Source organism: Variovorax sp. dw_308 (genome assembly GCF_019207085.1).
Lineage (GTDB): Bacteria > Pseudomonadota > Gammaproteobacteria > Burkholderiales > Burkholderiaceae_C > Variovorax.
In genome coordinates this window covers 1-23,628 of record NZ_JAATOM010000044.1, presented here as the reverse complement: position 1 = coordinate 23,628, position 23,628 = coordinate 1, and the positions used below count along the sequence as shown (strand labels likewise).

Sequence of the window (23,628 nt, the reverse complement as noted above, 5' to 3'; positions counted from 1 at the left end):
AAACGCGTTATCGCGCTTTTGACGCGCTCTCCATGCACGAAGGGAGGAGCCGGACTCTTAAACGGCGCGTTCCAAGCGGGCGCGCTGGTGGAAGTCTCCTACGCAGCGTGAGCCGTCCTTGCTGCAGCTTGACCAACTCACGCTGTGAACCCGCTACCTGTCTTCCAAGTGGCGCGGAGACCTCAGTATCGACGACCGGTTCGAAGGGTAGTGCCGACATTGCCTGCCGCCGTGGCTCAAGCGGCCGCGCAATCTTGGCGTCCGAGGCCAAGCGAGCGGCAGCAATCAGATGGGTCCGAATGGAACTCGGGGCCCAACGCAGTCGGTCAGCATCGGTCGCTGCCTACTGGTCCGCAGCGACAGCAGTCTTCAGATTGGTCGGCCGGTAAGACTGCGAACTTTCACTCAGCGGTCGTGCCAAGGCCGTCGCTCCCGCCTTGCCGCTAGCCGAGGGAAAATCCAGCGTAGCCTTGGTCCGCCACCGTCGCACAACGTTGCGCGTAAGCGGGGAAGCCGCCAGCCAGCGGCATGAACATGCGCGGCTTGCCCGGTATGTTCGCACCCAGATACCAGGAATTGCAGCTCAAAAACACGGTGTGTCCGGCAATCGCATTGACATGTGCGACCCAGACGCGCTCCGCGGCCTCGGTGGCCTCGATCGTCGCGTGCCCCTGCGCGTCCATCCAGGCGATGCACTCGCCGATCCAATCCACATGGTGCTCGATGGAGACGATCACGCTGGTGAAGGCCGAGGTGCTGCCAGCGCCCGCAATGTTGAACAGGTTCGGAAATCCCGCCACTGTCAAGCCCAAGTAGTTCAGCGGCCCGGCGCGCCACTTGTCCTGAATCTTCAGCCCGCCGCGGCCACGCAGGTCCAGCCGCATCAGCGGCCCGGTCACCGCGTCGAAGCCGGTGGCCAGCACCAGCGTGTCGAAGGCGTTCGCGTCCGCCGGCCCGCAACCCACCTGGCGTGATGGCCTCGATAGACTGGTCGCTCACGTCCACCAGCCGCACGTTCGCCCGGTTGAAGGTCTCATAGTAGCCATCGGCCACGCACAGCCGCTTGCAGCCGATCGGCTGCTGCGGCGACAGCAGCGCCGCGGTGGCCGGGTCGTGGACCGCCTCGCGGATCATGCCGCGCACGAACTCCGCCGCCAGCGCATTGGCCTGCAGGTCCAGCATCAGGTCGCCATATGCGCCGAGCAGGCCGAACCCGCCCGCGCGCCAGCGCGCCTCGAAGGCGGCATCCCGCTCCTGCGGGCTGGCAGCCAGCGCCGAAGCCGGGTTGGGCGGCAGCTCGCAGCCGAAGCCGGTGCCCATCTGCCGGTTGCGCGCGCGAAAGCCCGCGTAGTCGGCCTTGACGCGCGCCTCGTGCGCCGGGTCCAGCGGGCCGTTGTGCGCCGGCACTACGTAGGCGGCAGTGCGTTGGAACACCGTTACCGATGCCGCCTGCTGCGCCACGCGCGGAATCACCTGCACCGCCGACGATCCGGTGCCCACGACGCCGACATGACGGCCACTGAAATCGACCGGCACGTGCGGCCACGCCGCCGTGTGCAGCACCGGCCCCGCGAAGCTCTCCAGGCCCGGGAAGCCGGGCGTGTACGGGCTCGACAGCGGTCCGTTGGCCAGCACGAGGAAACGCGCCAGCCAGGCCCGTGGCTCGCCATCCGCGCCGATACCGCCGACCTCCCAGCGTTGCGCGGCGTCGTCGAAGCAGGCCGATGTCACGCGCGTGTTCAGGGTGATGTCGCGGCGCAGGTCGAAGCGGTCTGCCACGTGGTTGGCGTAGCGCAGCAGTTCGGGCTGCGAGGCATAGCGCTCGGTCCACCGCCATTCCTGCTGCAATGCCTCGCTGAACGAGAACGAATACTCCAGGCTCTGGATGTCGACCCGGGCGCCCGGGTAGCGGTTGGCGTACCAGGTGCCGCCCACGCTGGGCGCGGCATCGAGGACCCGCGCCGACAGGCCCATGATGCGCGCCCTGTGCAGCATGTACAGGCCGCTGAAGCCTGCCCCGACGATCAACAGGTCCAGTGGCATGGACTCAGATCGTCTGCCAGATGACATCGCGTGTCGAGCCCCCGATGAAGCACTCCGACGCGCCATTGACCAGTTCCCAATACTTGGGATCGGCGAGCATCTTCGTGGTGATGGTCTCCATGGACGCCATGTCCGGGTATCGGGCCGACCACGCGATTCGCTGCGGATTGCCGCCCACGGGTCGCAGCACCTCCGTGTCCAGGTGGTAGGCGCCTTTCAGGAAGGCCGAGATCTCCTTGGCGAAAGCCACGGCAGCGCCCTGCTTGCCGGGCTTGACACAGGTCATGCGAACGAATGCAATCATTTTGAAGTCTCCTGGCGCCGTGACAGGTTTCCCCTGGGGAGCCTTCGGCGACGCGGGCTGCCAGGGCGGCGCGACCATCCGTGCCGCTGCCGGACTGTCGAGGCTGGCGGGTGCCCTTGTCCTTTAATTCCCCTAAACAGGAGCACACGGTGAGACTGCAGGCCCCACCCGCTGGGAGAGCCGACCTGTCCGACCCCCTGGTCTTCGGACGCTTCGAGCTTTTGCTCGAACAGCGCCGCTTGCTCGAGAACGGCTCGCCGGTAACGCTCGGCGCGCGGGCGTTCGACCTGCTGGCTGCGCTGGTGCAACATCGCGACCGGGTGGTGTCCAAGGACGAACTGCTGCGCCTGGTCTGGCGCGACGCGGCCGTGGAAGAGAACAACCTCAGCGTGCAGGTGTCCACACTGCGCAAGGTGCTGGGCGCGGATGCGCTGCGGACCGTCTCGGGCCAAGGCTACCGCTTCGCACTGCCGGTGTCGCCACCCACGGGCGTGGCTGTGGCAGAAAGCCTGGTCCTGGGCCTGCCCGACAAGCCGTCCATCGCCGTGCTTCCGTTTGCCAACGCTGGCGGGGTGCTGGGCGATGCGGCGTTGATCGAAGGCATCGGCGGCGAGTTGATCAACGCTCTGTCGCGCGTCCGGTCGATCTTCGTCATCTCCCGCCAGAGCGTGCAGGCCTACCAAGGGCGCGCGGTCGACCCGCGCACGGTGGCGCGCGAGTTGGGCGTGCGCTACGTGCTCGAAGGCAGCGTGCGCCGTTCGGCCGAGCACGTGCGCGTCGCGGCGGCGCTGATCGAGGCGGTGAGCGGCCAGCAGATCTGGGGGGAGCGCTACGACCGCAGCCTCGACGATCTGTTTGCGTTACAGGACGAAACGGCGCGCGCCATCGTCATCGCCATGGCGCCCCACATCGAACGCTCGGAGATCGAACGCGTACGCGGACCCCGCCCGCAAAGGAACAGCGCCTATGCATTGGCGCAGCGCGCCTGGGCGCAGGCGCACGAAGGCCTGTCGCGCTCCAACCGCGGCGCGCGCGATGGCGCAATCGTGCTGGCACGCGAAGCGCTGGCCATCGACCCGGATTGCAGCGCGGCGCTCAATGCCATCGTCGACGCGCTCTCGTGGCACCTGTATTTCGATACCGCCGCGCCGTCGGCGTTGGACGATGCGCTGGACGCGGCCTCGCAGGCTCTGGCCATCGACAACAACGATGCGCTGGCCTGGCGCGGCCGTGGCTGGCTGATGCTGGTCAGCGGCAAGCTGGCCGAGGCGACGGCGGACTTCAGGCGCTCGCTCGAACTGAACCCGAACGACGCCATGACACTGGTGAGGCTGGGCATGTGCGAGGCCATCGGCGGCGACCCGGCCGGCGGCCTGCGGCAATGCCTGCAAGCGCTGCGCCTGAGCCCGCGTGATCCGGCGCGCTTCCGTCTGCTGGACAACCTGATCTGGGCCCAGTTCGCCAACAAGGCCTACGAAGACGCGGTCGACACCGCGCGGCAATCGCTGCGCGAGGCCGACTTTGCTGGCACGCGCTTTTGCCTGGTCCTGTGCCTGGTGGGCGCGGGCGATCTGGCGCGGGCTGCCTGCGAATTGCGGGAGCTGAAGCGGCTGCAGCCTGACATGGTGGCGGCCCGCCTGCGCGGCACGCGGCTGGCCAGCGACCCGGAGGTTCGGCAGCGCATGACGGACTTCCTCTCCAGGGCCAACTCTCACGCCATCCCCTAGCGGGCGCGTCTGCGCGCACAGCGTCGCGTTTAGCAAAATTTAAGGACGCGAGCCCGCTCAAGCCTCGATAGTCCTCGGAACATGGCTGCGCGCCGCAATAGAGGAATGAATGAGTGCCTACGTGATCTTCGATGTCGAGATTCGCGACATGTCCACGTATCAAGAGTTCATGAAAGGCGTCAAGCTCGCTCTTGAGCAAGCCGGCGCGCGCTACCTGGCTCGCGGCGGCACCCACAAGGTCCATGAGGGAGACTGGCAACCACGAAGAATCGTCGTGCTCGAATTTCCATCCGTCGCCGCGTGGGAAGCCTTCTACACATGCCCGGTCTATCAAGGCCTCAAGGCCGTACGCGACGAATGCAGTGTTGCGAGGCTGGTGTCGGTGGAAGGCATCGATCCGTAGCCGCGCCCGGGCGCCGGCGCTGACACATCCTCCGGTCATGATCGCTGAGATCCCCATTCCTCGTACGCAGTACGCCGAATCCGATGGTCTGAGCATTGCCTACCAGGTCTTCGGGCACGGCGTGGTGGACCTGGTGTTCATTCCAGGCATCGTCTCGCACATCGAGATGAACTGGGAAGATCCGGAATACGCACGAATGCTGCGCGCCTTCGGTGCTCACTTCCGCGTCATCATGTTCGACAAGCGGGGCCAGGGCCTTTCCGACCGCTTCGAAGGCGTACCGACGCTGGAGGAGCGAATGGACGACGTGCGCGATGTGATGCGCGCCGTCGGTTCCACGCGCGCCGTGCTGCTGGCCCTGTCGGAGGGTGGCCCGATGGCCGCGCTGTTCACGGCCACCTATCCCGAAATGGTGGAGCGACTCATCCTGCTCGCTTCGATGGCCCGCTTCTCGTGGGCGCCGGACTATCCCCACAGGCCGACGATCGAGCAGATCCTTCAAAGCACCGCGGCAAACTGGGGCAAGCCGGAGTCGTTGCGCCTGTTTGCACCGAGCCGTGCCGGTGATACCGCCTTCGCCGAGGCCCTGGCGCGCTACCAACGGCAGAGCACCTCGCCGAGCGCCATCAGGCGGCTGCATCTCGCCAACGACCAGATCGACGTGCGTGCCATCCTGCCGCAGGTGCGCCGGCCAACATTGATCATGCACAGGCGTGGCGACCGCGCGGTCAACGTCGCGAACGGGCGCTACCTGGCCGATCATGTGCCCGAAGCCGAATACCTCGAACTGCCGGGCAGCGACCACCTTCCGTCCACAGGTGACAGCGATCGGCTGGTCGAGGGCATCGTGCAGTTCGGCCTGTCCAGATCAGCAGCGCATACCGAGGCGCGCAGCGACGAGCGCTGGCTCGCGACGGTGCTTTTCACCGACATTGTCGGTTCCACCGAATTGGCCGTGCGCCTGGGGGACGTCGCCTGGCGCGACCTGCAGCAGCGCTTCCATGCCATCGGCCGCAGTGCACTTGAAGCACATCGCGGGACCGAGGTCGACACCGCGGGCGACGGGCTGTTCGCCACCTTCGATGGCCCTGCGCGGGCGGTGCGCAGTGCTTTGGCGATGGTGCGCGAGGTCAAGGACCTCGGTCTCGACCTCCGCGCCGGGCTGCACACCGGCGAGGTCGAAAGCGCCGGTTCCAAGGTCAGTGGCATGGCCGTGCATGTCGGTGCACGCATCTCGTCCCATGCCGGTGCTGGCGAGGTTCTGGTATCGACGACCGTGAAGGATCTGGTGTCGGGCTCGGGCCTGCGCTTCGAGGAACGCGGGATCAAGGCCTTGAAGGGCCTCCCCGGAGATTGGACGCTGTTCAGCGCCATTGCCGACGTTGTCTGAATGCCGCAAGTGAGCTTCACGTCGGTCAACAGTCAGGGTGAGTCAATGCGGGGAGGCGGTTTGTCGTGTTGCCTCACACAGGCGTCGCGCCCAGTCCAAAAGGAGGTTCTTATGCCAACACGGCGTCTGGTCACTGGGCACAGTGCAGAAGGCAAGGCGATCGTTGCAGACGACGCGGAGATCACGCCGCTCACCATCAGCTTCTTGCCGGGAAGCGAGTGGCTGGCGCTCTGGTCCACGCAGCGTCCTCCAAGCTTTCCGGATGACGGCGCGGTACCGCCTCTCTCAACCTACTTTCCGCCTCCCGGGGGCTTCAGCTTCGGTATCGTCACGTTCCCGCCAGACGTCCTGCCCCGCCCAGTTCCGGGCGATCGCAAGGCTGCCTATCTTGAAATGGAACGCGTGTTGCCCGGATTCGCGGCCCACATGGAGCGCTCGAATCCGGGCATGCACACCAGCGACTCGATCGATTTCGGGTACGTCATCTCGGGCGAGATCTGGCTCGAACTGGATGACGGAAAGCAAACGCTCTTGCGCGCGGGCGATACGTTCGTTCAGAACGGTACGAGACACGCCTGGCGTAACAAGGGCGCCGACGCGTGCAAGGTGCTTTTCACAACGATCGGGGTGCAGCGACAGCCCAAGGGCGTCGAGGTCGCGAGGTCGGCTGTCTGAAAATTTTCGTGCCGCTTCGTGGCGACTTCGTGGCGCTGTGCTGCCCACTGCTTTTGGCCTCGACCTGTCGTTGGCGCTCATCGGGCGGCAAGTGTGCAGCGATTGCGGTTGTTCCCGGGCGCGGGTCGAATTCACGCTGTACGGCTGAGACCGGTCTTCCCAGCGTGAAGCCGACTGCGGCATCTATCGCTGGTCACAAAGTAATGCAGACGTAGCTTGGCTGCAATGGGCGACGCAACCTTGCAGGATCGATCGACTGCTATCTTGGCCCGCCAACTGGAGGTCAGGGCCCAACGCAGTCGGTCAGAATCGACCGATGTCCGGCACGTCTGCAACGGGAGCGCTCGCTCTCAAGCGACTCGCCACCGCAATTCTCGGGCTGACAACTGACGCTCGTTGCTCGCGACATTGATGCCGAGTCGTCCCGCCGCACTTGCCATGGGATCGCTTTTGGAGTGTGATCGATCCGCGAATAATTCACTGGAGGACGAATGGAACCCCTGCCCAGTGCGCTGCAGCACTTCACTATCAGCCATCACGACGAGGCCGATTTCAAGGCTGATGGCTTGCGCGAGTACTCAGCCTATCGCGACCTGGGGGTCGCGCAAGCAACCAACGGCTCGGCCGAAGCGCACGTCATCCGGATGATCGCGCCGTTCCGGACCGAATTGAGCGTGCGACATCACCACAACATCCAATTCCAGATGGTCTATTGCCTGAAGGGCTGGTTCGAGACCGATTTCGAGGGCCTGGGGCCGCAGCGACTCGTCGCGGGCTCGTGCTGGGTGCAGCCACCAAGTATTCGGCACACGGTGGTGGGCTGGTCCGACGACTGCGAATTGCTCGAGATACTTATGCCAGCGCACCATGAGACTGTCAACGACCTTTGAATGGCAGGGCCGGGGTGATGTGACGCCTGCGGGGCCAGAGCCCATCGATGCGAAAGCGGCCAATTTCACGCTGGGCAGAGCGGCCACGCTGGCTGGTTCCAATTGAAAGGCGCTCTTCATTGGGCCAAGTCGAATGTCAGCAGGTGGCCGGTAGTGTGAGCACGGGGTCGCGCCGGGGAGCTGACCTTCGAGGTGTCGGCGCAGCCGACCAAAGTTAGCTGCCCGGCGCGGTTGCAATCTGGCGGCCCCGAGCAGGAGCAGTCATACACACTATCTGCCAGTACAGTCGCGACAGGATTGAGAGCAGTCACTCTAAGAACTTATCCGTAAATAGGTAAACGGTCGATCCGAGCCGTATTGGGCGCGGCGATGGATCAAGATCTTGGCGAAACGTATCGAGTCGTGGGTGGTAAGCGAGGAGTTCTGGCAGCGGGCGGAGCCGCTGATTCCTGCGCGCTTGGCGGCAGAGAAATCTACGTGCGCAAGCCAGGGGCCGGTGACCACCAAAGCCGGCTCGACTGGTGTTCGAGGCGATCGTCTACGTGCTGCGTACGGGCTGCCAGTGGAAGGCGCTGCCCAAGGAGCGCTTCGGCAGCGCAAGCGCCATCCACAAGCGATTTCTTGAGTGGGAGGCCGCGGGAGTCTTCGAGGCTCTTTGGAAGGCGGGCTTGGCCGAATACGACCAGATGCAGGGCATTTGCCTGGCGCTGGCAGAGCATCGACGGCGCGATGATGAAGGCGCCACTGGCACAGGAAGCCGTGGGCCCCAACCCGACGGATCGGGGGAAAAAAAGGAAGCAAGCGGCACCTGTTGGTGGACGGCCGTGGCGTCCCGTTGTCGCTCGTCGTGACAGGGGCCAACGTCCATGACTGCAAGAGGCTTGACGACGTGCTCGCAGCCATCGTAGTCAGGCGCAAGGATCCGCCATATCGGCGACACAAACATCTGTGCGCCGACGCGGGCTACCGTGGAGCCGAGCACCTTCGCACCATCGAGCGCAACGGCTACATCCCTCACGTCGTTGGTCGACGTACCGAAGCCGACATCAAGCGGCGCGATCCGACCAAGAAGGCGCGACGCTGGGTCGTCGAGGTCTGCCATAGCTGGTTCAACCGCTTCCGCAAGCTGCTCGTGCGCTACGAGAAACTCGAGCGCAGCTTCGTCGCCCTCAACCACCTTGCCGCCGCCATCATCGCCTTTCGCAAGGTACCTGCTGACGTCAACATAATTTACGGATAAGTTCTAAATGCTAAGACTTTGACGGTGCCCGGATGACCGAAGGCGGGCTCGAAAGCCAGGCGAACGATCTTGTGTTGCCGGCAAATTGGACTTTGCTCCGGTCGGATTCGGGGTCAAAATTCGCCGCAGCAAACCTTCGTGTACGCGACAGGTCAGCCGCAAAGGAATGCCATGAGGTCCGATCGACGCTTATTTGTTTTCCGATGTATGGCGGCGAGTTCGCTACTAGGGTTAGTGCATACCGAAGCCGTTGCCGACGTCGACGAGGCTGATCCGCCAGCCTTGGCGTTGGGCTACCGCGAGGACTCGGCGAAGGTCGACACTGCTAAGTATCCAACACATACCGCATCCCAGCGATGCAGCAATTGCCGACACTTTGAGGGAAAGGCAACCGATCGGTCCGGAGGCTGCCCACTATTCGGCGGCAAGCTGGTAGCGGCTAAAGGTTGGTGCAGTGGTTGGGTCATCAAGGCATGAGGGCCCGCGGGCCGGCACCTCTATGAATGACGGCTCTGGCAACGCACAGCTAGGCCATTGGCAAGACGTACTCGGTGGCGCTCCAATTGCTGCGTATTTCTGATCCGCGGCTGACGCGAATCGAAGCCCCTGGTCGTCACTTCTGCCGGATCTGCGGATCTGCAGTTGCTATGTTGCTATCGCGGTCGGACCACTGACCGCTCTCGCTGGTACACCTCCCATGGATCGAGCGTTGGCGACCGACAGCAACGGGCCCGTATCGCACCCTGATGACCCGCGGCATGAAAGGCTGCTACATCTACAGTGTCGATGAAGAGACCGCGACCTATTTTCGAGCACGCTTGTCTGCATGAGCCGGTAGTGTTCCTGATAGCAGCGATAAAGTCGGTGGTAGCAAAAATGCGATGCGAGCCGGGCTCAGCGATGACGGCAACATATCGATCTGCGGACCTTTCCGTTTGCTCCGGACACGGCTGATCCAGAACGGGGCGCGGTCGGTCGGCTGCTCGGACGACCAATGGCTGCTTTCAACGACAGCTGTCGTTCAACGGACAAATTTTGGCCGACCGCACCCAGTCTAATTCGGAACTTAATCGCCAATATGGGTTCAGCGATCTAGCTTTGATCGCCTACTCAATCGCCTTGCCCATGTCCTCGACCACCTTCTTGGCGTCGCCGAAGACCATCATGGTCTTGTCCATGTAGAACAGTTCGTTGTCCAGGCCCGCATAACCCGCAGCCATGGAGCGCTTGTTCACGATCACCGTCTTGGCCTTGTAGGCTTCCAGGATCGGCATGCCGTAGATCGGCGTGCCCTTCTGCAACGCGGCCGGGTTCACCACGTCGTTGGCACCCAGGATGATGGCCACGTCGGCCTGCGCGAACTCGCCGTTGATGTCTTCCATCTCGAAGACCTGGTCGTAGGGCACCTCGGCCTCGGCCAGCAGCACGTTCATGTGGCCCGGCATGCGACCGGCCACCGGGTGGATCGCGTATTTCACCGTGACGCCCTTGTGGATCAGCTTCTCGGCCAGTTCGTTGACCGCATGCTGCGCGCGCGCCACCGCCAGACCGTAGCCCGGCACGATGATCACGGTCTCGGCATTGGACAGCATGTAGGCCGCGTCGTCGGCGCTGCCGCTCTTGACCGGGCGCTGCTCCTTGGCGCCGCTGGATGCGGACACCGCCTCGCCGCCGAAGCCGCCCAGGATCACGCTGAAGAACGACCGATTCATCGCCTTGCACATGATGTAGCTCAGGATCGCGCCCGACGAGCCCACCAGCGAACCGGCCACGATCAGCATCGCGTTGTTCAGCGAGAAACCGATGCCCGCCGCCGCCCAGCCCGAGTAGCTGTTGAGCATCGACACCACCACCGGCATGTCCGCGCCGCCGATCGGGATGATGATCAGCACGCCCATCACGAAGGCCAGCAGCACCATCAGGAAGAAGGCGCCCCAGCTCTCGGTGAAGACGAACATCAGGCCCAGCCCGATGGTCACCAGGCCCAGCACCAGGTTGACCATGTGCTGGCCCTTGAACTGCACCGGCGCACCCTGGAACAGGCGGAACTTGTACTTGCCCGAGAGCTTGCCGAAGGCGATGACCGAGCCGCTGAAGGTGATCGCGCCGATGGCCGCGCCCAGGAACAGTTCGAACCGGTTGCCGGTCGGGATCGCATAGCGCAGGAAGCCGTCGACGATCATCGCGCCTTCCGGCGTGTTGACCATGCCTGCCGCCTGGACCGGCAGCGGCGTGATGCCGAAGGCCCACGGCTCGACCACCGCCGCCATGCCGATCATGCTGTGGAAGAACGCGACCAGCTCGGGCATGGCCGTCATCTCGACGGTCTTGGCGCGGTAGGCGCCATAGCCGCCGCCGACCACCAGCCCGAGCAGCACCCAGGCCATGCCGCCGACGTTGCCGGCGGAGAGCTGGATGATGAGCGCGGCCGTGGTCACGATGGCGATGGCCATGCCGACCATGCCGACCATGCCGAACAGGTTGCCGCGGATCGACGTCATCGGATGGCTCAGGCCCTTCAGAGCCTGGATGAAGCAGACGCTGGCGACGAGGTACAGCAGCGTGACGACGTTCATGCTCATTTGGCTGCCTCCTTCGCCGGTGCCTTCTTCTCTTTCTTCCTGAACATCTCCAGCATCCGCCGCGTGACGAGAAAGCCGCCGAACACGTTCACCGCGGCCAGCGCCGCGGCCAGCACGCCCATGGTCTTGCCGAAGTAGGTGGTGGTCATGGCCGCCGCCAGCATCGCGCCGACGATGACGATCGCCGAGATGGCGTTGGTCACCGCCATCAGCGGCGTGTGCAGCGCGGGCGTGACGGTCCAGACCACGTGGTAGCCCACGTAGATGGCCAGTACGAAGATGATCAGGTTGATGACTGTGTGGGAAACGGGATCCATGGCTTCTTCCTCCTCGTTATTTGCGCGTGACCTGGCCGTCCTGCGTCATGCGGCAGGCGGCGACGATGTCGTCCTCGAGGTCGATCTTGAGTGCGCCCTCCTTGGTGATGACCAGCTTCAGGAAGTCGAGCACGTTGCGCGCATAGAGGGCCGATGCGTCGGCCGCCACGAGCGCGGCGAGATTGGTCTCGCCCACCAGGGTCACGCCATGCTTGATCATCGTCTTGTCCGCTTCCGACAGCGGGCAGTTGCCACCGATGCCATCCGGCCCCTTGCCGGCCGCGATGTCCACGATGACCGAGCCGGCCTTCATCGACTTGACCATGTCCTCGCTGATGAGCGTCGGCGCGGCGCGGCCCGGGATCAGCGCGGTGCTGATCACGATGTCGGCCAGCGCCACGCGCTTGGCCACCTCGACCTGCTGGCGCGCGAGCCAGCTTGGCGGCATCGGCTTGGCATAGCCGCCGACGCCGACCGCGGCTTCCTTCTCTTCATCCGTGTCGTAGGACACCTCGATGAACTTGGCGCCGAGCGATTCGATCTGCTCCTTGACGCTCGGGCGCACGTCGCTGGCCTCGATGACCGCGCCGAGGCGCTTGGCGGTGGCAATGGCCTGCAGCCCGGCCACGCCGACGCCGAGGATCACGACGCGGGCGGCCTTGACCGTGCCGGCCGCCGTCATCAGCATCGGGAAGAAGCGCGGGTAGCGATCGGCCGCGATCATTACCGCCTTGTAGCCCGCGATGTTGGCCTGGGAGGAGAGCACGTCCATGCTCTGGGCGCGGGTGGTACGCGGTGCGGCTTCCAGCGCGAAGCTGGTGAGGCCGGCGCTGGCCAGGCGTTGCAGGCCGGCGGCGTCGAAGGGGTTGAGCATGCCGATGACGACGGTGCCGGGTTTCATGCGCGCAGCTTCGGCATCGGAGGGATCGGCATCGGTGATCTCGGCGCCCGCAGCCTGGTAGGCGGCGTCAGTGACGCTGGCGGCAACGCCGGCGCCCGATTGCACGCGGACCGTACGGCCTTGCGCTGTGAGTTTCTTCGCCGTCTCGGGCGTGACCGCCACACGGGTCTCGCCGGCGGCTGTTTCGGCAGGGAATTCCAATGATCATTTGATTACTCAGTAGTCGATAATTTAGGCTACAAAACTCACCGCGGCAATCGAGTTGATGTTCCAATAGCGCATGAAGCGAGATGGCCGCACGCTGGATCACAAAACACTTGAAGAGATTCGCCTGATGGCAGTCGAGCGAGTTCGCGATGGCGAGAAGCCCTCTTCGGTGATCGCCGCCTACGGCTTCAGCCGCACCACGATCTACAAATGGCTGAGGGCCTCGTCAGGTCGAGGCAAAGGCCTCAAGGCATTGCGCGGCACACGCGGCACCGGCCGACCGCGTACGCTGAGTCCCGCGCAGGAGCGCCAGGTGTTTCGTTGGATCAATGGACACGACCCGCGACAGTACGGCTTGGACTTCGGGCTGTGGACACGCGCCATTGTCGTGACGCTGATCGAACAGAAGTTCGGCGCGAAGATGGGAGTAACGGCAGTCGGTGCGTTGCTGGCCAAGCTCGGACTGACGCCGCAGAAGCCACTGCAGCGCGCCTACCAGCGAGATCCTCAAGCCATCGAGCGCTGGCGGCGCGAAACCTACCCCGGTATCGCTGCGGCTGCGAGGCAAAGCGGGGGCGAAGTCTACTTCTGGGACGAGTCGGGTTTTCGTGCCGACACCGTGCACGGCAGGACCTGGGCGCCCAAGGGCAAGACCCCGGTCATTGAGCGCCCCGGTCAGCGCCAGTCGATCTCGGCGGCGTCGGCTGTCAACGCCAGGGGAGGGTTCTGGTTCGCGACCTACCAAGGCGCGCTGAATGCCGAGCTATTCATCGAATTGCTCAAGAAGATGATGAAGGGTCGCAGCAAGCCCGTGCACCTGGTGGTGGACGGATTGCCAGCTCACAAGAAAGCCAACGTGCGCGAGTACATCGAGTCCACCGAGGGCCAGCTGAGCATGCACATCCTGCCGGGCTACGCACCGGACCTGAATCCGGACGAGCTGGTCTGGAGTCACGTCAAGCGCACTGGCGTGGCTCGCAACCCCTTGCGAGCTGGGGAAAAACTCGAAATTCGCGTCGACCAGCAGTTGCGCGAGATGCAGAAGAACCGCCGGCTTGTTCGATCATTCTTCGAAACGCCTTCTGTCGCCTATATTTCTGACTGCTGAGTAACAAAGTGTGAGAGGAGAACACGCGACCAGCTTGCAAGGCACGCCAGAAACTTGAGTGTCGTACTGATCGTGCTTCAACGCAGCGCCGCGCCTTGCGCCTTGACGCGCAAAAGGCCTAACAACGAGTCAATGAACGGCGTGGCTACATCCAACGCCAAGGCAAGCTCCCGCGCGGAACCTAATATGGTGTCGATCTCCAGAGGTCGGCCGCTCTGAAGATCCTGGAGCATGGAGGTTCGGATGTCGCCAAGCTCTCGCATCTTCCGAAGTCGAGATTCGACCGTCTCATCGAACCTGAACCCCAATCGGTTGCCAATCATCATGGCTTCTGCCATCACACGCGACATCAATTGGACGACGAGCTCGTCATCTAGCATCGGCATCAAAGAGCTCTCGCACAGCGCGCTAACTGGATTGGCAGTAATGTTGCCCAGTAGCTTCAGCCATATTTCTTGCTGAATAAAAGGGGCAACCGCAATGTCCGTATCCTCACCTCGAAATAGCGAAGTCAAGAAGGCGCCCCTTGCGGTAAGCGAACCGCACGAGTCGCCTATGAGGATCCGGCGCCGCCCGGAGGTTCGGGTGACGCCGGGGCGCTCGGCGACGAACCCGCCATGGACCACGCCGCCAACGACTGCCACCGCGGGAATGCTCGCCGCAATTCGGCCACCGGGATCGACGGCTTCCAGGCCGCCTACCGGAACAAGATCGCTGCGAATGCCTTCGAAGAACCACCAAGGCAATCCGTTCATCACACTGAGAACAATCGTGTTCGGACCTAGAAGAGCCTTAATTGATGGCGCCGCCTTGACAAGCGAATTGGACTTAAGCGCCAACACCACGACGTCTTGCGACTCAAGCTCCGAGGGCGTCTGGACAGCATGTACTTGCGCCGCAAGCGTCCGCCCTGGCAGGATCGCCTGGGCCGGTCCGTCACGCAGCGCCACCAGCACGGCACCTCGGGCGATCATTGAGACAAAGTGGCCTTCCGCCGCGAGTTCGCAGGCAAGCCAGCATCCGACAGCGCCTGCGCCGTAGACGCAGATCTTCAATTTCGGACCGCTAGCCGTGCGCAAATTGATTTCCATTTGTCCTGTGCCCGCGAGGTTGCCTGGACGCACGGCCAGTCCGCGCAGAGGCGAGCGAGCCGGAGATGGGTCAAGAAGATTTACACATTGGTCCCTTTCCAGGACAGGCGCAGAAAGCACACCACGCCGCCGGGTCAGGGCCTATTGCCTATACCGCAAACTGAGGATGAGACAACTGCACTCTTGGAGCCGCAGAACTCACATTGGAGATGGTTTTGCGCTCATTCTTCTCTCTACTGATGCCAAGCTCGAGGTCTTCAGCGAACGGATAGAGGTGAGTCATGCGCATATCCCAGACAAGCTGGACCGTGGCCCCCACGCCCTTGGCCTGCTCGAGCGTGCCGTCAACCACGACAACCGTATCGGCATCGACCTCAACATCGAACTGCACGACCTTGCCAATAAACTTCTCACGCACGATCTTCCCCCGGATGCAGTTCAAGCCTCCCGCAGCTGGAGCATCATCGAGCCGGACCTGCTCTGGCCGTACGCCCAGCACCACGTGCGCATCAAGGGCGAACTCTTGGGGCTGGCCCTCGATGGGGCAGAAAAGCCTCTGATCACCGACCCGGATCTCGTAGTACTCACCTTGTCGACCGGTAATTTGCCCTTGAAGAAAGTTGACCTTTCCAAGAAAGAAGGCCGCAAAGGGAGTCTTTGGCTTTGAGTAGATTCCCTTGGGCGTATCCAATTGCTCAATGCGCCCGTGTCTCATCAGCGCAATCCGGTGCGAAAGGCTCAGCGCCTCCTCTTGGTCATGCGTCACGTAGATGGTGGTGATGCCGAGTTGTCGCTGGATGGAATGAAGTTCGTTTTGCATCGCTTCTCGAAGCTTTAGGTCGAGTGCGCCGAGTGGTTCATCCATCAGCAGCACGGCGGGCGTGTGCGCCAGCGCTCGCGCAATAGCGATACGCTGCTGCTGACCGCCGGAGAGCTCGACGGGGAAGCGGCTGGCTACTGCGGGAAGGCGGATGAGGGACAACAACTCGTTCACCCGTTTGTCAGCATCGGCCTTCGGTACACCGTGGGATTTCAGCGCAAAGCCGACGTTCTCAGCGACCGTCAGATGCGGGAAAAGCGCATAGTCTTGAAAAACCATCCCAAGCTTTCTGCTTTGGGTCGGCACGCGCGTGACATCTTTGCCGTCGAAGAGCACGCGGCCCGTATTCGGCGAGAGAAAGCCCGCGACGATACGGAGGGTCGTCGTCTTGCCGCACCCCGAAGGTCCCAGCAGGGTGAGAAACTCACCGTCTTGAATCTCGAGATCGATGTGATCGATGATCTTCTCGGCCCCGAAGTGCTTGCCGAGGCCCTGCAAAGTTACGCGTGCCATGTAACTTCCTTATTTGCTGACGGTTCGCGCCCAAGCGGCGCGCCACTTCTCGACGTCCACCTTCGACCAATCCATGGTGTAGGTGTTCGCAAGATCCTTGTCACTCAGTAGCATGAATTTGCTCATGACCGGATCCTTTTCAAGGATCGCGCGCGCTTCGCGATTGGTTGGTACCACGCCCATCGGCTTGGCAAAGTTTGCTTGGGACTGCGTGTCCAGGAAGGCATTGATGAATGCAGCAGCAGCTTCCTTGTTCTTCGTGCCCTTCACTATGCCGAGGTAGTTGTATTCAATCTCTCCCCGCTTGCCGCCGATTTGCGGATGGACGAATCCGATCTGCTGGCCCGCATTTGCAAGTCGCACCGCCATGCCTGCATGAGAGGTAGCAGCAACCACATCGCCCATCGTCATCTTTTGCGTCAGTTCGGTGGCTGAACCGTAAAAATAAAGCGGTTTGATCTTGAGCACTTGCTCGAACCCCTTTTCAGGCGTCGACTCGCTACCTCCTGCGTCGCTCGCCATGGCGGACACCGCAGGCCAATGTTGCGGGTTGGTCACGTCCGGGAACGCGGTCTTACTCGCAAACTTCGGGTCTTGCAGGTCCTCGAAGCGCTTCGGCACCGGCAATTTGTCAGCATTAAATGAGTCGACGCGATACAGGATGCCGTTCTGTACCATCTGGTGCGCGATCGCCTTCTTGTCGGCCACCTGAACGGAGAGTTTGGACAAATTCGGAATCATCTCTACGGGGAGATCTTCGAGAAAGTCGTTTCGCGTCATTGCGAGTCGCTCCGCCGGCCCGATCTCCATGACGTCGATCGGAGAAGCACGGCCGCGGGCGCTGACAACTTTCGCAAAGTTATCCGCCGGGTTGCCGACGACGTACTCGACTTTGGCACCCATTGCCTCGAGCTTCTTGCCGACATTTGCATTCACGGCATCACCCCACGGCCCCCCATATGTGCCGACCCGCAACGTGACGCCGTCGAAGCGCTGCTGAGCGTTCGCGATGGAAGCCGGAAGAGCGACGGCTAGCGTTGCGGCTGATATGAGCGCCACCGCGTGGCGAAAATTCCGTGATTTCATGATAAATCCTGTTGAAGTGAAGATAAAAGCTCAGCGCTTAGCAACGAAATCGAGCCCGACGAATTTTTGGATGAGCCAGAGAGACACAACGGAAAGTAGAGCAATCAACGTCGAAATTGAAAGAACAGTCGGACTGAAGTCAAACTGAAGCGTCTGAAAGATCACGACCGGCAACGTCGAATATTCAGAAGATGAGAGAAAAATTGATAACGGAACATCGCCGAAGGCAATGATGAAGGAATAGAGCATGCCCGCCATCAAACCTGGACGGATCAGCGGGAACGTAACTCGCCAGAACGTGGCCCAGCGATTGGCACCAAGGATGGATGAGGCTTCGTCGAGCCTTGGATTGAGACGTTCCAGCACCGCGCCTACGGTATTAATCGTATACGGTGTGCCAACAAATACATAGGCGATGATCAAGCCAGGAAGCGTGGCTGCGAGTTCGAGATTTGTAATCGACTGCAGCCCGTAATAGAACTGAAGGAAAACTACGCCAGTTACAACGAACGGGATCTGCAGAGGTGCGCGAAACAATGCGCGCAGCCATTCGGTTCCGGGTATTTTTCCGCGGACGATGCCCAAGGCGGCCAAGGTTCCCAGGATGCCCGAAATAACCGAGGCGATAGAGGCAGCTGTCGCGCTGATGCCGAGCGCGTGAACGTACTTGTCCGGTATTTCGAGATACCAGCGCAACCCGATCGTCTTGGGAGGAAAGACAGCGGCGTACATCGAGCCTTGGTCGAGCGAGGCGCCGGCCACCACGATCACCGGCGCGACCAGATAAAGATAGACCAAGAGGCACAGACCGTACGCCAGCCATTTGCGAATTGCAGCAGCTCGCATAATCAAGCTCCTTTCAGGTTCGGTTGGAGAGCCGGCGGCACTGCCGCGGACTTAGTCCTTGTCGGCTTGCGATTCCCCGTCTGTTTCACCATCAGGTAGCCAGACAAGAGGTTGAGGGAAAAGACGAAGACAAGGAGCAGAGTCGAAAGTGCCGCGGCAAACGGATAGTCCACATCCAGGATCACGGCGCGCTGGATCAGTATCGAGAAGGTCAACACGCGTCCACCTCCGAGCAGCGCGGGTGTGGTGAACGCTCCAGCGGCAAGGTTGAAGACCATGAGGGCCGCAGCCACCATCCCCGGCCGCACGATGGGGATGATCACTGCGTAGAAGACTCGCAGCCGCGACGCGCCGTGCGCATGCGCCGCGTCTTCAAGACTACGTGGCACGGTCTGAAGCACCGTATGCAGCATCAGGACGATCAGGGGAAGCGTGTAGTGTGCGAGGCCGATAACAACCCCGGCCTCCGACCCGAGCCACGTAAATGGAGCGGAAATTGCGCCGATGCCCTGTAGCACGCCGTTGACGAGACCGTTCTTGCTGAGCAGGATGATGAGGCCAAGGTCTTTGACAACAGGGGTGATGAACGTGGCGGCAACCAGGATGCCGAGGAGCAGGGGGGTCCATTTCGACTGTGCCCGCGCAAGTACATACGCGACCGGGAAGCCCAACACCAGACACAGGATCGCGGTGGTCGCAGACAGCCAGACGGTCCGAGCAAGTGCCTCTAGAAACAGCGTATCCGTGAAGATGCGTGCGTAGTTTTCCATCGAGAAAGCTTCATCGATACGTCCATATCCCAAGTTGTGGTGGAAGCTGGTACTGATGAAGAAATACTGAGGCACTGCGAACAACAACAGCGATACCGCCAGCGGGGCGATGAGGAGCAGCCGCCATAGTCGGGGATCATCAACTTGTCGCATAGGGTTCCTTCGGTTTGCGATATTCTTGTATCGTATGGCGATCCAGCCAGATGGGCAAGGTTGTTTGCACGAAGCGTGCCTAGGGTTTTCCCGCCCGACGCCCCGGGTGATCGGCCCCGCGCACTAATCGGGTCACATTTCGCCGCAAAAACGGGATGGCCGCACGCACACGGTGCGTGGAAAAATTGATTCGCCTTTTCTGATTGACCGCAATTGGCCGACAACAGTGATTGGTGGCTGGGAGGTGCGCCTTCAACGCGCAGCACGGTGCGCGTGGCACAAGAAGCGTTTGTTGTGTGAGCTGCTAGTCAGCAAGCGCATGGGACACCAGTCTTGCTTGAGTGCGGCTCAGGCAACTGGCAATGCGGAAATAGCGGCGACGCGACTGGCCGTCCACATGAAAAGCGGAAGATCCGAATCGGAACGGTGGCGCCGCAGGCCTACAGTCTGCGAGGTAGGTGCAGTCGGCCCACCATGCAGATGCTGGCCAACGCGTCGATGCGAGAAGACCGACAGACACTCTCCCCGTGTGAACGGCGGTCAGAAACCGCGTCTATTCGGCGGCGAGGACGCGGTTTTCGTTTGGGTGACTTAACGTTCCAGCGTTGGTTTGTGCCCGATGCCTCTGGCGGGGGTAAGTTCTGGAGTCTTGGGGGTGCCTGCATGGGCGCCCGGAGGGCGGCCATGCAGGCACGGCCAGCCCCGTCCCGGCTGCAACGAGTGCGGCGGATCTCAAGGGGGCGCAGCGCTTCATCGGCTGAAGACGCGCGTGTCGCGCGTCTGCCCTGTGGCGCAAGCACGCCGTGGTCTGTACAACACACGACGTTGCCGCAGAAGGCGGGTACGGCAGCGGTCCCATCACGCCGGCAAGCTTGAAGACCGCGGCGCGCCCTACACCGTGCCGATAAAGGCGGTGCCACCACAGTGTGGCGCGCTGGGACGCGTCCGTCCAGCACCATTGGCAGCGCCTCGAGGTGCGAATGGAACGTGGCGCCCGTCTGTTCCTGTGCGCGCGCGGTCGCGACCAAGTGCTGCTGTGCAGTCACTGCGATCGTGGCCAGCGCTATTGCAGCGCGGCGTGTTCACGCCAGGCCCGTGAGAGTGCGCAACGCGAGGTGGCCCAACGCTACCAGCGCAGCCGCCGCGGTCGCATGGCCCACGCGGCACGGGCACGGCGATGGCGAAGCCGCCACCGCAGCGACGCAAAAAAGGTGACGCATCAGGGTTCCCGATCGTGCCCCGCCGATGCTCCACTGGTCGCATGCATGGACATCACCACGGACAGCGCCGTCGCGCAGGCGCCCGGGCACGAGGGTGCCGACTCACGCGCTGGCGGCGTGACGCAAGCGCAGGCGGCGCTTGTTGGCGCGCGTTGTCGGCGCTGCGAACAGGCGTTGATGCCTTGGGTGCGTCAGGGCTTCCTGCGCTGGGGCCGACGGGCCGGCACCCGCGTCGCGCGCCGTGACCATAGCCCCTGAACTGAGTGCGCGGATCCTGCGCCTGTATGACGTGGAGAAGTGGCGCGTGGGCACCATCTCCCGGTTGCTGCGCGTGCACCGCGACACCGTGCACCGGGTGCTCGCCCAGAGCGGCCTGCCGACACCGTCGACGCCATTGCGCCCAAGCCGCATCGACCCGTACGGGGCGTTCATCCTCCAGACGCTGGCCCAGTTCCCCGAGCTGAGCGCCGTACGGCTGTTCGGCATGGTCAGCGAGCGAGGCTATGCCGGCAGCGGCGAGCATTTCCGCCATCTCATTGCCGGCATGCGCCCACGGCCGGTGGCCGAGGCTTACTTGCGGCTGCGCACGTTGCCCGGTGAACAGGCCCAGGTCGACTGGGGGCACTTCGGCCATCTGCAGATCGGCCGTGCGCGGCGCCCGCTGATGGCCTTCGTCATGGTGCTGAGCTACTCGCGCGCGATCTTCCTGCGCTTCTTCCTGGACGCACGCATGGACAGCTTCTTGCGTGGCCACGTCGAGGCGTTCGCCTCATGGGGCGCGGGGCGGATGCGGACAAAAACTTGGACTACTTGAAAGTAGTTCATGTATTCCTACGAAGATCGAATCCGAGCAGTCGAGCTCTTTATCAAACTTGGCAAGCGAGTCGCCGAGACCATTCACCAGCTGGGTTACCCAACAGAGAACGCTCTCAAGAGCTGGCATCGGGCATATGAGCAGGGCTCGGACCTACCGCGCGGCTATGCGCGCACCGAGCCCAAATACTCACAAGCGCAGCAGACGCTGGCCATCGAGCATTACCTGGCGCACGGGCGCTGCATTGCAGCCACCATCAAGACGCTCGGCTATCCGTCGCGCGACTCTCTGCGTGCCTGGATTCAGGCGGTGCATCCTCAGTTGTGCTCGCCAGGCGTGGCCCGGCCTGACACGTCACCCCGCCCGCCCGAGCTGAAGCACGCTGCAGTCATCGCCCTGTGCACCCGACAAGAAAGCGCACAAGCGGTCGCGCAAAGACTGGGCGTTTGCAGGCCGACGCTGTACAACTGGAAGAACCAGCTACTCGGCCCCGAGACACCCGCATCCATGACAAGCAAGCCCGAACCGCCCCCGCCAGATGAGCGCGAAGAACTGCAGCGACAGATCGACGCACTCCGACGCGACTTGCACCGCCTGCAGTTGGAGAACGATCTCCTGAACAAGGCCAATGAACTCATAAAAAAAGACGGGGGCATCAACCTGCAAAGCCTGAGCAATCGGGAAAAGACACAGCTGGTTGATGCCCTGAAACCGACCCACCCGGTGCTCGAGCTCCTTGAAACGCTGGGCTTGGCAAGAAGCTCGTACTTCTATCATCGCGCCCAGGCGCAAGTCGCAGACAAGTACGCCCAAGTGCGCGGCACCATGGCGGACATCTTCGAGCGCAATCACCGCTGCTATGGCTATCGCCGCATGCGGGCGTCACTGAGCAGTCAGTGCGTGCACATTTGTGAGAAGGTGGTGCTGCGCTTGATGAAAACAGGAGCGCCTGGTCGCTGCGACGCCCAAGCGGCGTCGGTATGGTTCCTATCTGGGCGAGATCAGTCCGGCGCCAGAGAACCTCGTCAACCGCGACTTCACCGCTGGTGCTCCCAACGAGAAATGGCTCACCGACATCTCGGAGTTCCACATTCCGGCAGGCAAGGTGTATCTGTCGCCTGTGATCGACTGCTTCGATGGCAAGGTGGTCAGTTGGACGATCGGCATACGCCCGGACGCGCAGCTGGTGAACACGATGCTGGATGCCGCTATCGAGTCGATCGACATCAGCACCAACCGGCCCGTCGTGCATTCGGATCGCGGTGCCCACTATCGATGGCCGGGATGGCTGGCACGTATCGCGGATGCCGAGCTGACGCGTTCGATGTCCCGCAAAGGCTGTTCGCCCGACAATGCAGCCTGCGAGGGCTTCTTCGGTCGATTGAAGACCGAATGGTTCTACCCTGGCAACTGGCAATCAACGACCATTGAGCAGTTCACCCAGGCCTTGGACTCTTACATCCGCTGGTACAACGAGAAGCGGATCAAGATGTCCTTGGGCGCGCGCAGTCCTCTTGACTACCGACGAAGCTTGGGGCTCATGGCATAAACAGTCCAAGTTTTTAGCCGCATCCCCAGTGGGTCAAAATTCAACCGGCGCCGACAGCCTGGCCATCACAAGCACCACCATGGCGGCCGCATGGGGTGTTACGACTGGGGCTATCGCCCAAGACGGAACTTTCCGTGAGGATGGTCCAGGCCAAGCGCTCAAATTGCTCTACTCGGTGCTAACGGAGCCACGTGGCGAGGTCATCTTTCTTGCCGGCTTTCTGGTCGTGGCCCTACTGCCGCAGTATGCGAGCTATGCGATCAGTGCTTTCTTCGGCTGCGCCGACGCGCCGATCCTCGTCGAAGAGAAGTTGCTATTCGTTTTCTGGAGCGCCGTAAAGCTCATGGTGGTCGACGCGGGCCTCCATCTCTCCCACAGCAGCATCGGCTGGGTGCTTGGGTGGTATGGCTGGGACGAAGTGAATCTTCTCTACACGGTCTTTATCGCTTCACTTTTCTTGGGAGCATCCTTTGTGGCGATCGTGGTGTATCGAGAAGGCTTCGGCGCCCTCCCCACGCTGGCTGGCCAGCGACAATTATCTTGGCCGGCGGCGGCGCTCGAAATAGTTGACGCCGGGCACGCTGGCCTTCTGGCGCAGACCGTTTTCGATCGTGTCCGCATCAGACTTCAAGCCTGGGCCCGAGGCTTTGATACCTGGGGCAAGCGTCGACTTCTATCAAAGAGCGAACCCGCCGATGCCTTGGCGGCGATTGCCTCAACAGAACACTGGACAGTCGTCGACAGACAGGGAAGGCGACTCGCGACGATCCAGTTTGATCGCGATTTGCGCCCCTCCATTCGATTTCACGCCCCGCTCGGTGAATTCCGTTGGAGACAACTGGCGGACGTTCTACGAGAGTTCTGGCAGCGTGATTGAGGAAAGTACCCGCGCCCCAGTAGCTCCCCATAGATATTGAACGCTGCGGCGCATCTTCACGAGAAGCTCATCCGCAGGTGGGTGCGCGGGCCGCGGGCCGCC

At 62.5% G+C, this 23,628-nt stretch carries 18 protein-coding genes and 3 pseudogenes; 11 read left to right on the top strand and 10 right to left on the bottom strand.

What is annotated here, in order from left to right; genetic code table 11:
- Positions 1-405 precede the first annotated feature (405 nt).
- Positions 406-2,043: an NAD(P)/FAD-dependent oxidoreductase gene (locus tag HCU76_RS35120; RefSeq protein WP_256354719.1), complete on the bottom strand. Its 1,638-nt coding sequence runs from the start codon at positions 2,041-2,043 to the stop codon at positions 406-408.
- A gap of 4 nt (positions 2,044-2,047) precedes the next feature.
- Entirely contained in the window at positions 2,048-2,347 is a 300-nt protein-coding gene (locus HCU76_RS35115; RefSeq protein ID WP_218511899.1) for a hypothetical protein, read from the bottom strand.
- A gap of 149 nt (positions 2,348-2,496) precedes the next feature.
- Here HCU76_RS35115 and HCU76_RS35110 point away from each other — a divergent pair, with 149 nt between their 5' ends.
- From HCU76_RS35110 to HCU76_RS35080, 7 genes and pseudogenes are all read left to right on the top strand, one after another.
- Positions 2,497-4,074, top strand: coding sequence for a winged helix-turn-helix domain-containing protein (locus HCU76_RS35110; RefSeq protein WP_218511898.1), 1,578 nt, complete (start codon positions 2,497-2,499; stop codon positions 4,072-4,074).
- A gap of 109 nt (positions 4,075-4,183) precedes the next feature.
- Positions 4,184-4,477, top strand: coding sequence for a DUF1330 domain-containing protein (locus HCU76_RS35105; protein WP_218511897.1), 294 nt, complete (start codon positions 4,184-4,186; stop codon positions 4,475-4,477).
- A 37-nt stretch (positions 4,478-4,514) separates the two neighbouring features.
- Complete coding sequence (locus HCU76_RS35100) at positions 4,515-5,867, top strand: adenylate/guanylate cyclase domain-containing protein (RefSeq protein ID WP_218511896.1); 1,353 nt, start codon at positions 4,515-4,517, stop codon at positions 5,865-5,867.
- Between the two features lie 111 nt (positions 5,868-5,978).
- Positions 5,979-6,542: a cupin domain-containing protein gene (locus tag HCU76_RS35095; protein WP_218511895.1), complete on the top strand. Its 564-nt coding sequence runs from the start codon at positions 5,979-5,981 to the stop codon at positions 6,540-6,542.
- A 491-nt stretch (positions 6,543-7,033) separates the two neighbouring features.
- A complete protein-coding gene (locus tag HCU76_RS35090) occupies positions 7,034-7,432 on the top strand; it encodes a cupin domain-containing protein (protein WP_218511894.1) in 399 nt (132 codons plus the stop codon).
- 382 nt (positions 7,433-7,814) lie between these two features.
- Positions 7,815-8,672, top strand: a pseudogene (locus HCU76_RS35085) (IS5 family transposase).
- 171 nt (positions 8,673-8,843) lie between these two features.
- Complete coding sequence (locus HCU76_RS35080; RefSeq protein WP_218511893.1) at positions 8,844-9,149, top strand: high-potential iron-sulfur protein; 306 nt, start codon at positions 8,844-8,846, stop codon at positions 9,147-9,149.
- 629 nt (positions 9,150-9,778) lie between these two features.
- Here HCU76_RS35080 and HCU76_RS35075 read toward each other — a convergent pair.
- The 3 genes and pseudogenes from HCU76_RS35075 to HCU76_RS35065 all read right to left on the bottom strand — a co-directional run bounded on the left by HCU76_RS35075 (position 9,779) and on the right by HCU76_RS35065 (position 12,680).
- On the bottom strand, positions 9,779-11,254 hold the full coding sequence (locus tag HCU76_RS35075; protein ID WP_218511892.1) for an NAD(P)(+) transhydrogenase (Re/Si-specific) subunit beta: 1,476 nt from the start codon (positions 11,252-11,254) through the stop codon (positions 9,779-9,781).
- Complete coding sequence (locus HCU76_RS35070; protein ID WP_218511891.1) at positions 11,251-11,571, bottom strand: NAD(P) transhydrogenase subunit alpha; 321 nt, start codon at positions 11,569-11,571, stop codon at positions 11,251-11,253. Before HCU76_RS35070 ends, HCU76_RS35075 begins: the two co-directional genes overlap by 4 nt.
- A 16-nt stretch (positions 11,572-11,587) precedes the next feature.
- Positions 11,588-12,680, bottom strand: a pseudogene (locus tag HCU76_RS35065) (NAD(P) transhydrogenase subunit alpha).
- A 72-nt stretch (positions 12,681-12,752) separates the two neighbouring features.
- Between HCU76_RS35065 and HCU76_RS35060 the strand changes: the two are divergent.
- Positions 12,753-13,787, top strand: a complete 1,035-nt coding sequence (locus HCU76_RS35060; RefSeq protein ID WP_218511889.1) for an IS630 family transposase — start codon at positions 12,753-12,755, stop codon at positions 13,785-13,787.
- A 77-nt stretch (positions 13,788-13,864) separates the two neighbouring features.
- Here HCU76_RS35060 and HCU76_RS35055 read toward each other — a convergent pair whose 3' ends face one another.
- The 5 genes from HCU76_RS35055 to HCU76_RS35035 form a co-directional block, all read right to left on the bottom strand.
- The gene (locus tag HCU76_RS35055; RefSeq protein ID WP_218511888.1) at positions 13,865-14,878 is read right to left on the bottom strand and encodes a ketopantoate reductase family protein; all 1,014 of its coding nucleotides are present in this window, start codon (positions 14,876-14,878) and stop codon (positions 13,865-13,867) included.
- Positions 14,879-15,026: 148 nt separating this feature from the next.
- Positions 15,027-16,211 carry an ABC transporter ATP-binding protein gene (locus tag HCU76_RS35050; protein ID WP_218511887.1) on the bottom strand — a complete coding sequence of 395 codons (1,185 nt, stop codon included), beginning with the start codon at positions 16,209-16,211 and terminating at the stop codon, positions 15,027-15,029.
- A gap of 9 nt (positions 16,212-16,220) precedes the next feature.
- On the bottom strand, positions 16,221-17,297 hold the full coding sequence (locus HCU76_RS35045; RefSeq protein ID WP_218511886.1) for an extracellular solute-binding protein: 1,077 nt from the start codon (positions 17,295-17,297) through the stop codon (positions 16,221-16,223).
- Between the two features lie 30 nt (positions 17,298-17,327).
- Positions 17,328-18,143 carry an ABC transporter permease gene (locus HCU76_RS35040; RefSeq protein WP_218511885.1) on the bottom strand — a complete coding sequence of 272 codons (816 nt, stop codon included), beginning with the start codon at positions 18,141-18,143 and terminating at the stop codon, positions 17,328-17,330.
- A gap of 2 nt (positions 18,144-18,145) precedes the next feature.
- Positions 18,146-19,066 (bottom strand): ABC transporter permease, encoded by a 921-nt coding sequence (locus HCU76_RS35035; protein WP_218511884.1) that lies wholly within the window; start codon positions 19,064-19,066, stop codon positions 18,146-18,148.
- Positions 19,067-20,527: 1,461 nt separating this feature from the next.
- Here HCU76_RS35035 and HCU76_RS35030 point away from each other — a divergent pair.
- From HCU76_RS35030 to HCU76_RS35020, 3 genes and pseudogenes are all read left to right on the top strand, one after another.
- Positions 20,528-21,067 (top strand): annotated as a pseudogene (locus tag HCU76_RS35030) (IS21 family transposase); the annotation flags it as partial.
- A 42-nt stretch (positions 21,068-21,109) separates the two neighbouring features.
- Positions 21,110-22,649, top strand: a protein-coding gene (locus HCU76_RS35025) for an IS3 family transposase (protein WP_218511883.1) whose coding sequence is annotated in 2 segments (ribosomal slippage) — positions 21,110-22,036 and positions 22,038-22,649 — 1,539 coding nt in all. Because the reading frame shifts where the segments join, the coding sequence is not laid out codon by codon here.
- The gene (locus tag HCU76_RS35020; RefSeq protein ID WP_218511900.1) at positions 22,615-23,526 is read left to right on the top strand and encodes a hypothetical protein; all 912 of its coding nucleotides are present in this window, start codon (positions 22,615-22,617) and stop codon (positions 23,524-23,526) included. Before HCU76_RS35025 ends, HCU76_RS35020 begins: the two co-directional genes overlap by 35 nt.
- Positions 23,527-23,628: the final 102 nt, after the last annotated feature.

Bases quoted from the DNA above. Each gene is read 5' to 3' on its own strand.
- HCU76_RS35120 (WP_256354719.1), bottom strand. From the start codon at position 2,043: ATGCCACTGGACCTGTTGATCGTCGGGGCAGGCTTCAGCGGCCTGTAC.
- HCU76_RS35115 (WP_218511899.1), bottom strand. From the start codon at position 2,347: ATGATTGCATTCGTTCGCATGACCTGTGTCAAGCCCGGCAAGCAGGGC.
- HCU76_RS35105 (WP_218511897.1), top strand. From the start codon at position 4,184: ATGAGTGCCTACGTGATCTTCGATGTCGAGATTCGCGACATGTCCACG.
- HCU76_RS35100 (WP_218511896.1), top strand. From the start codon at position 4,515: ATGATCGCTGAGATCCCCATTCCTCGTACGCAGTACGCCGAATCCGAT.
- HCU76_RS35095 (WP_218511895.1), top strand. From the start codon at position 5,979: ATGCCAACACGGCGTCTGGTCACTGGGCACAGTGCAGAAGGCAAGGCG.
- HCU76_RS35090 (WP_218511894.1), top strand. From the start codon at position 7,034: ATGGAACCCCTGCCCAGTGCGCTGCAGCACTTCACTATCAGCCATCAC.
- HCU76_RS35080 (WP_218511893.1), top strand. From the start codon at position 8,844: ATGAGGTCCGATCGACGCTTATTTGTTTTCCGATGTATGGCGGCGAGT.
- HCU76_RS35075 (WP_218511892.1), bottom strand. From the start codon at position 11,254: ATGAGCATGAACGTCGTCACGCTGCTGTACCTCGTCGCCAGCGTCTGC.
- HCU76_RS35070 (WP_218511891.1), bottom strand. From the start codon at position 11,571: ATGGATCCCGTTTCCCACACAGTCATCAACCTGATCATCTTCGTACTG.
- HCU76_RS35060 (WP_218511889.1), top strand. From the start codon at position 12,753: ATGAAGCGAGATGGCCGCACGCTGGATCACAAAACACTTGAAGAGATT.
- HCU76_RS35055 (WP_218511888.1), bottom strand. From the start codon at position 14,878: ATGGAAATCAATTTGCGCACGGCTAGCGGTCCGAAATTGAAGATCTGC.
- HCU76_RS35050 (WP_218511887.1), bottom strand. From the start codon at position 16,211: ATGGCACGCGTAACTTTGCAGGGCCTCGGCAAGCACTTCGGGGCCGAG.
- HCU76_RS35045 (WP_218511886.1), bottom strand. From the start codon at position 17,297: ATGAAATCACGGAATTTTCGCCACGCGGTGGCGCTCATATCAGCCGCA.
- HCU76_RS35040 (WP_218511885.1), bottom strand. From the start codon at position 18,143: ATGCGAGCTGCTGCAATTCGCAAATGGCTGGCGTACGGTCTGTGCCTC.
- HCU76_RS35035 (WP_218511884.1), bottom strand. From the start codon at position 19,066: ATGCGACAAGTTGATGATCCCCGACTATGGCGGCTGCTCCTCATCGCC.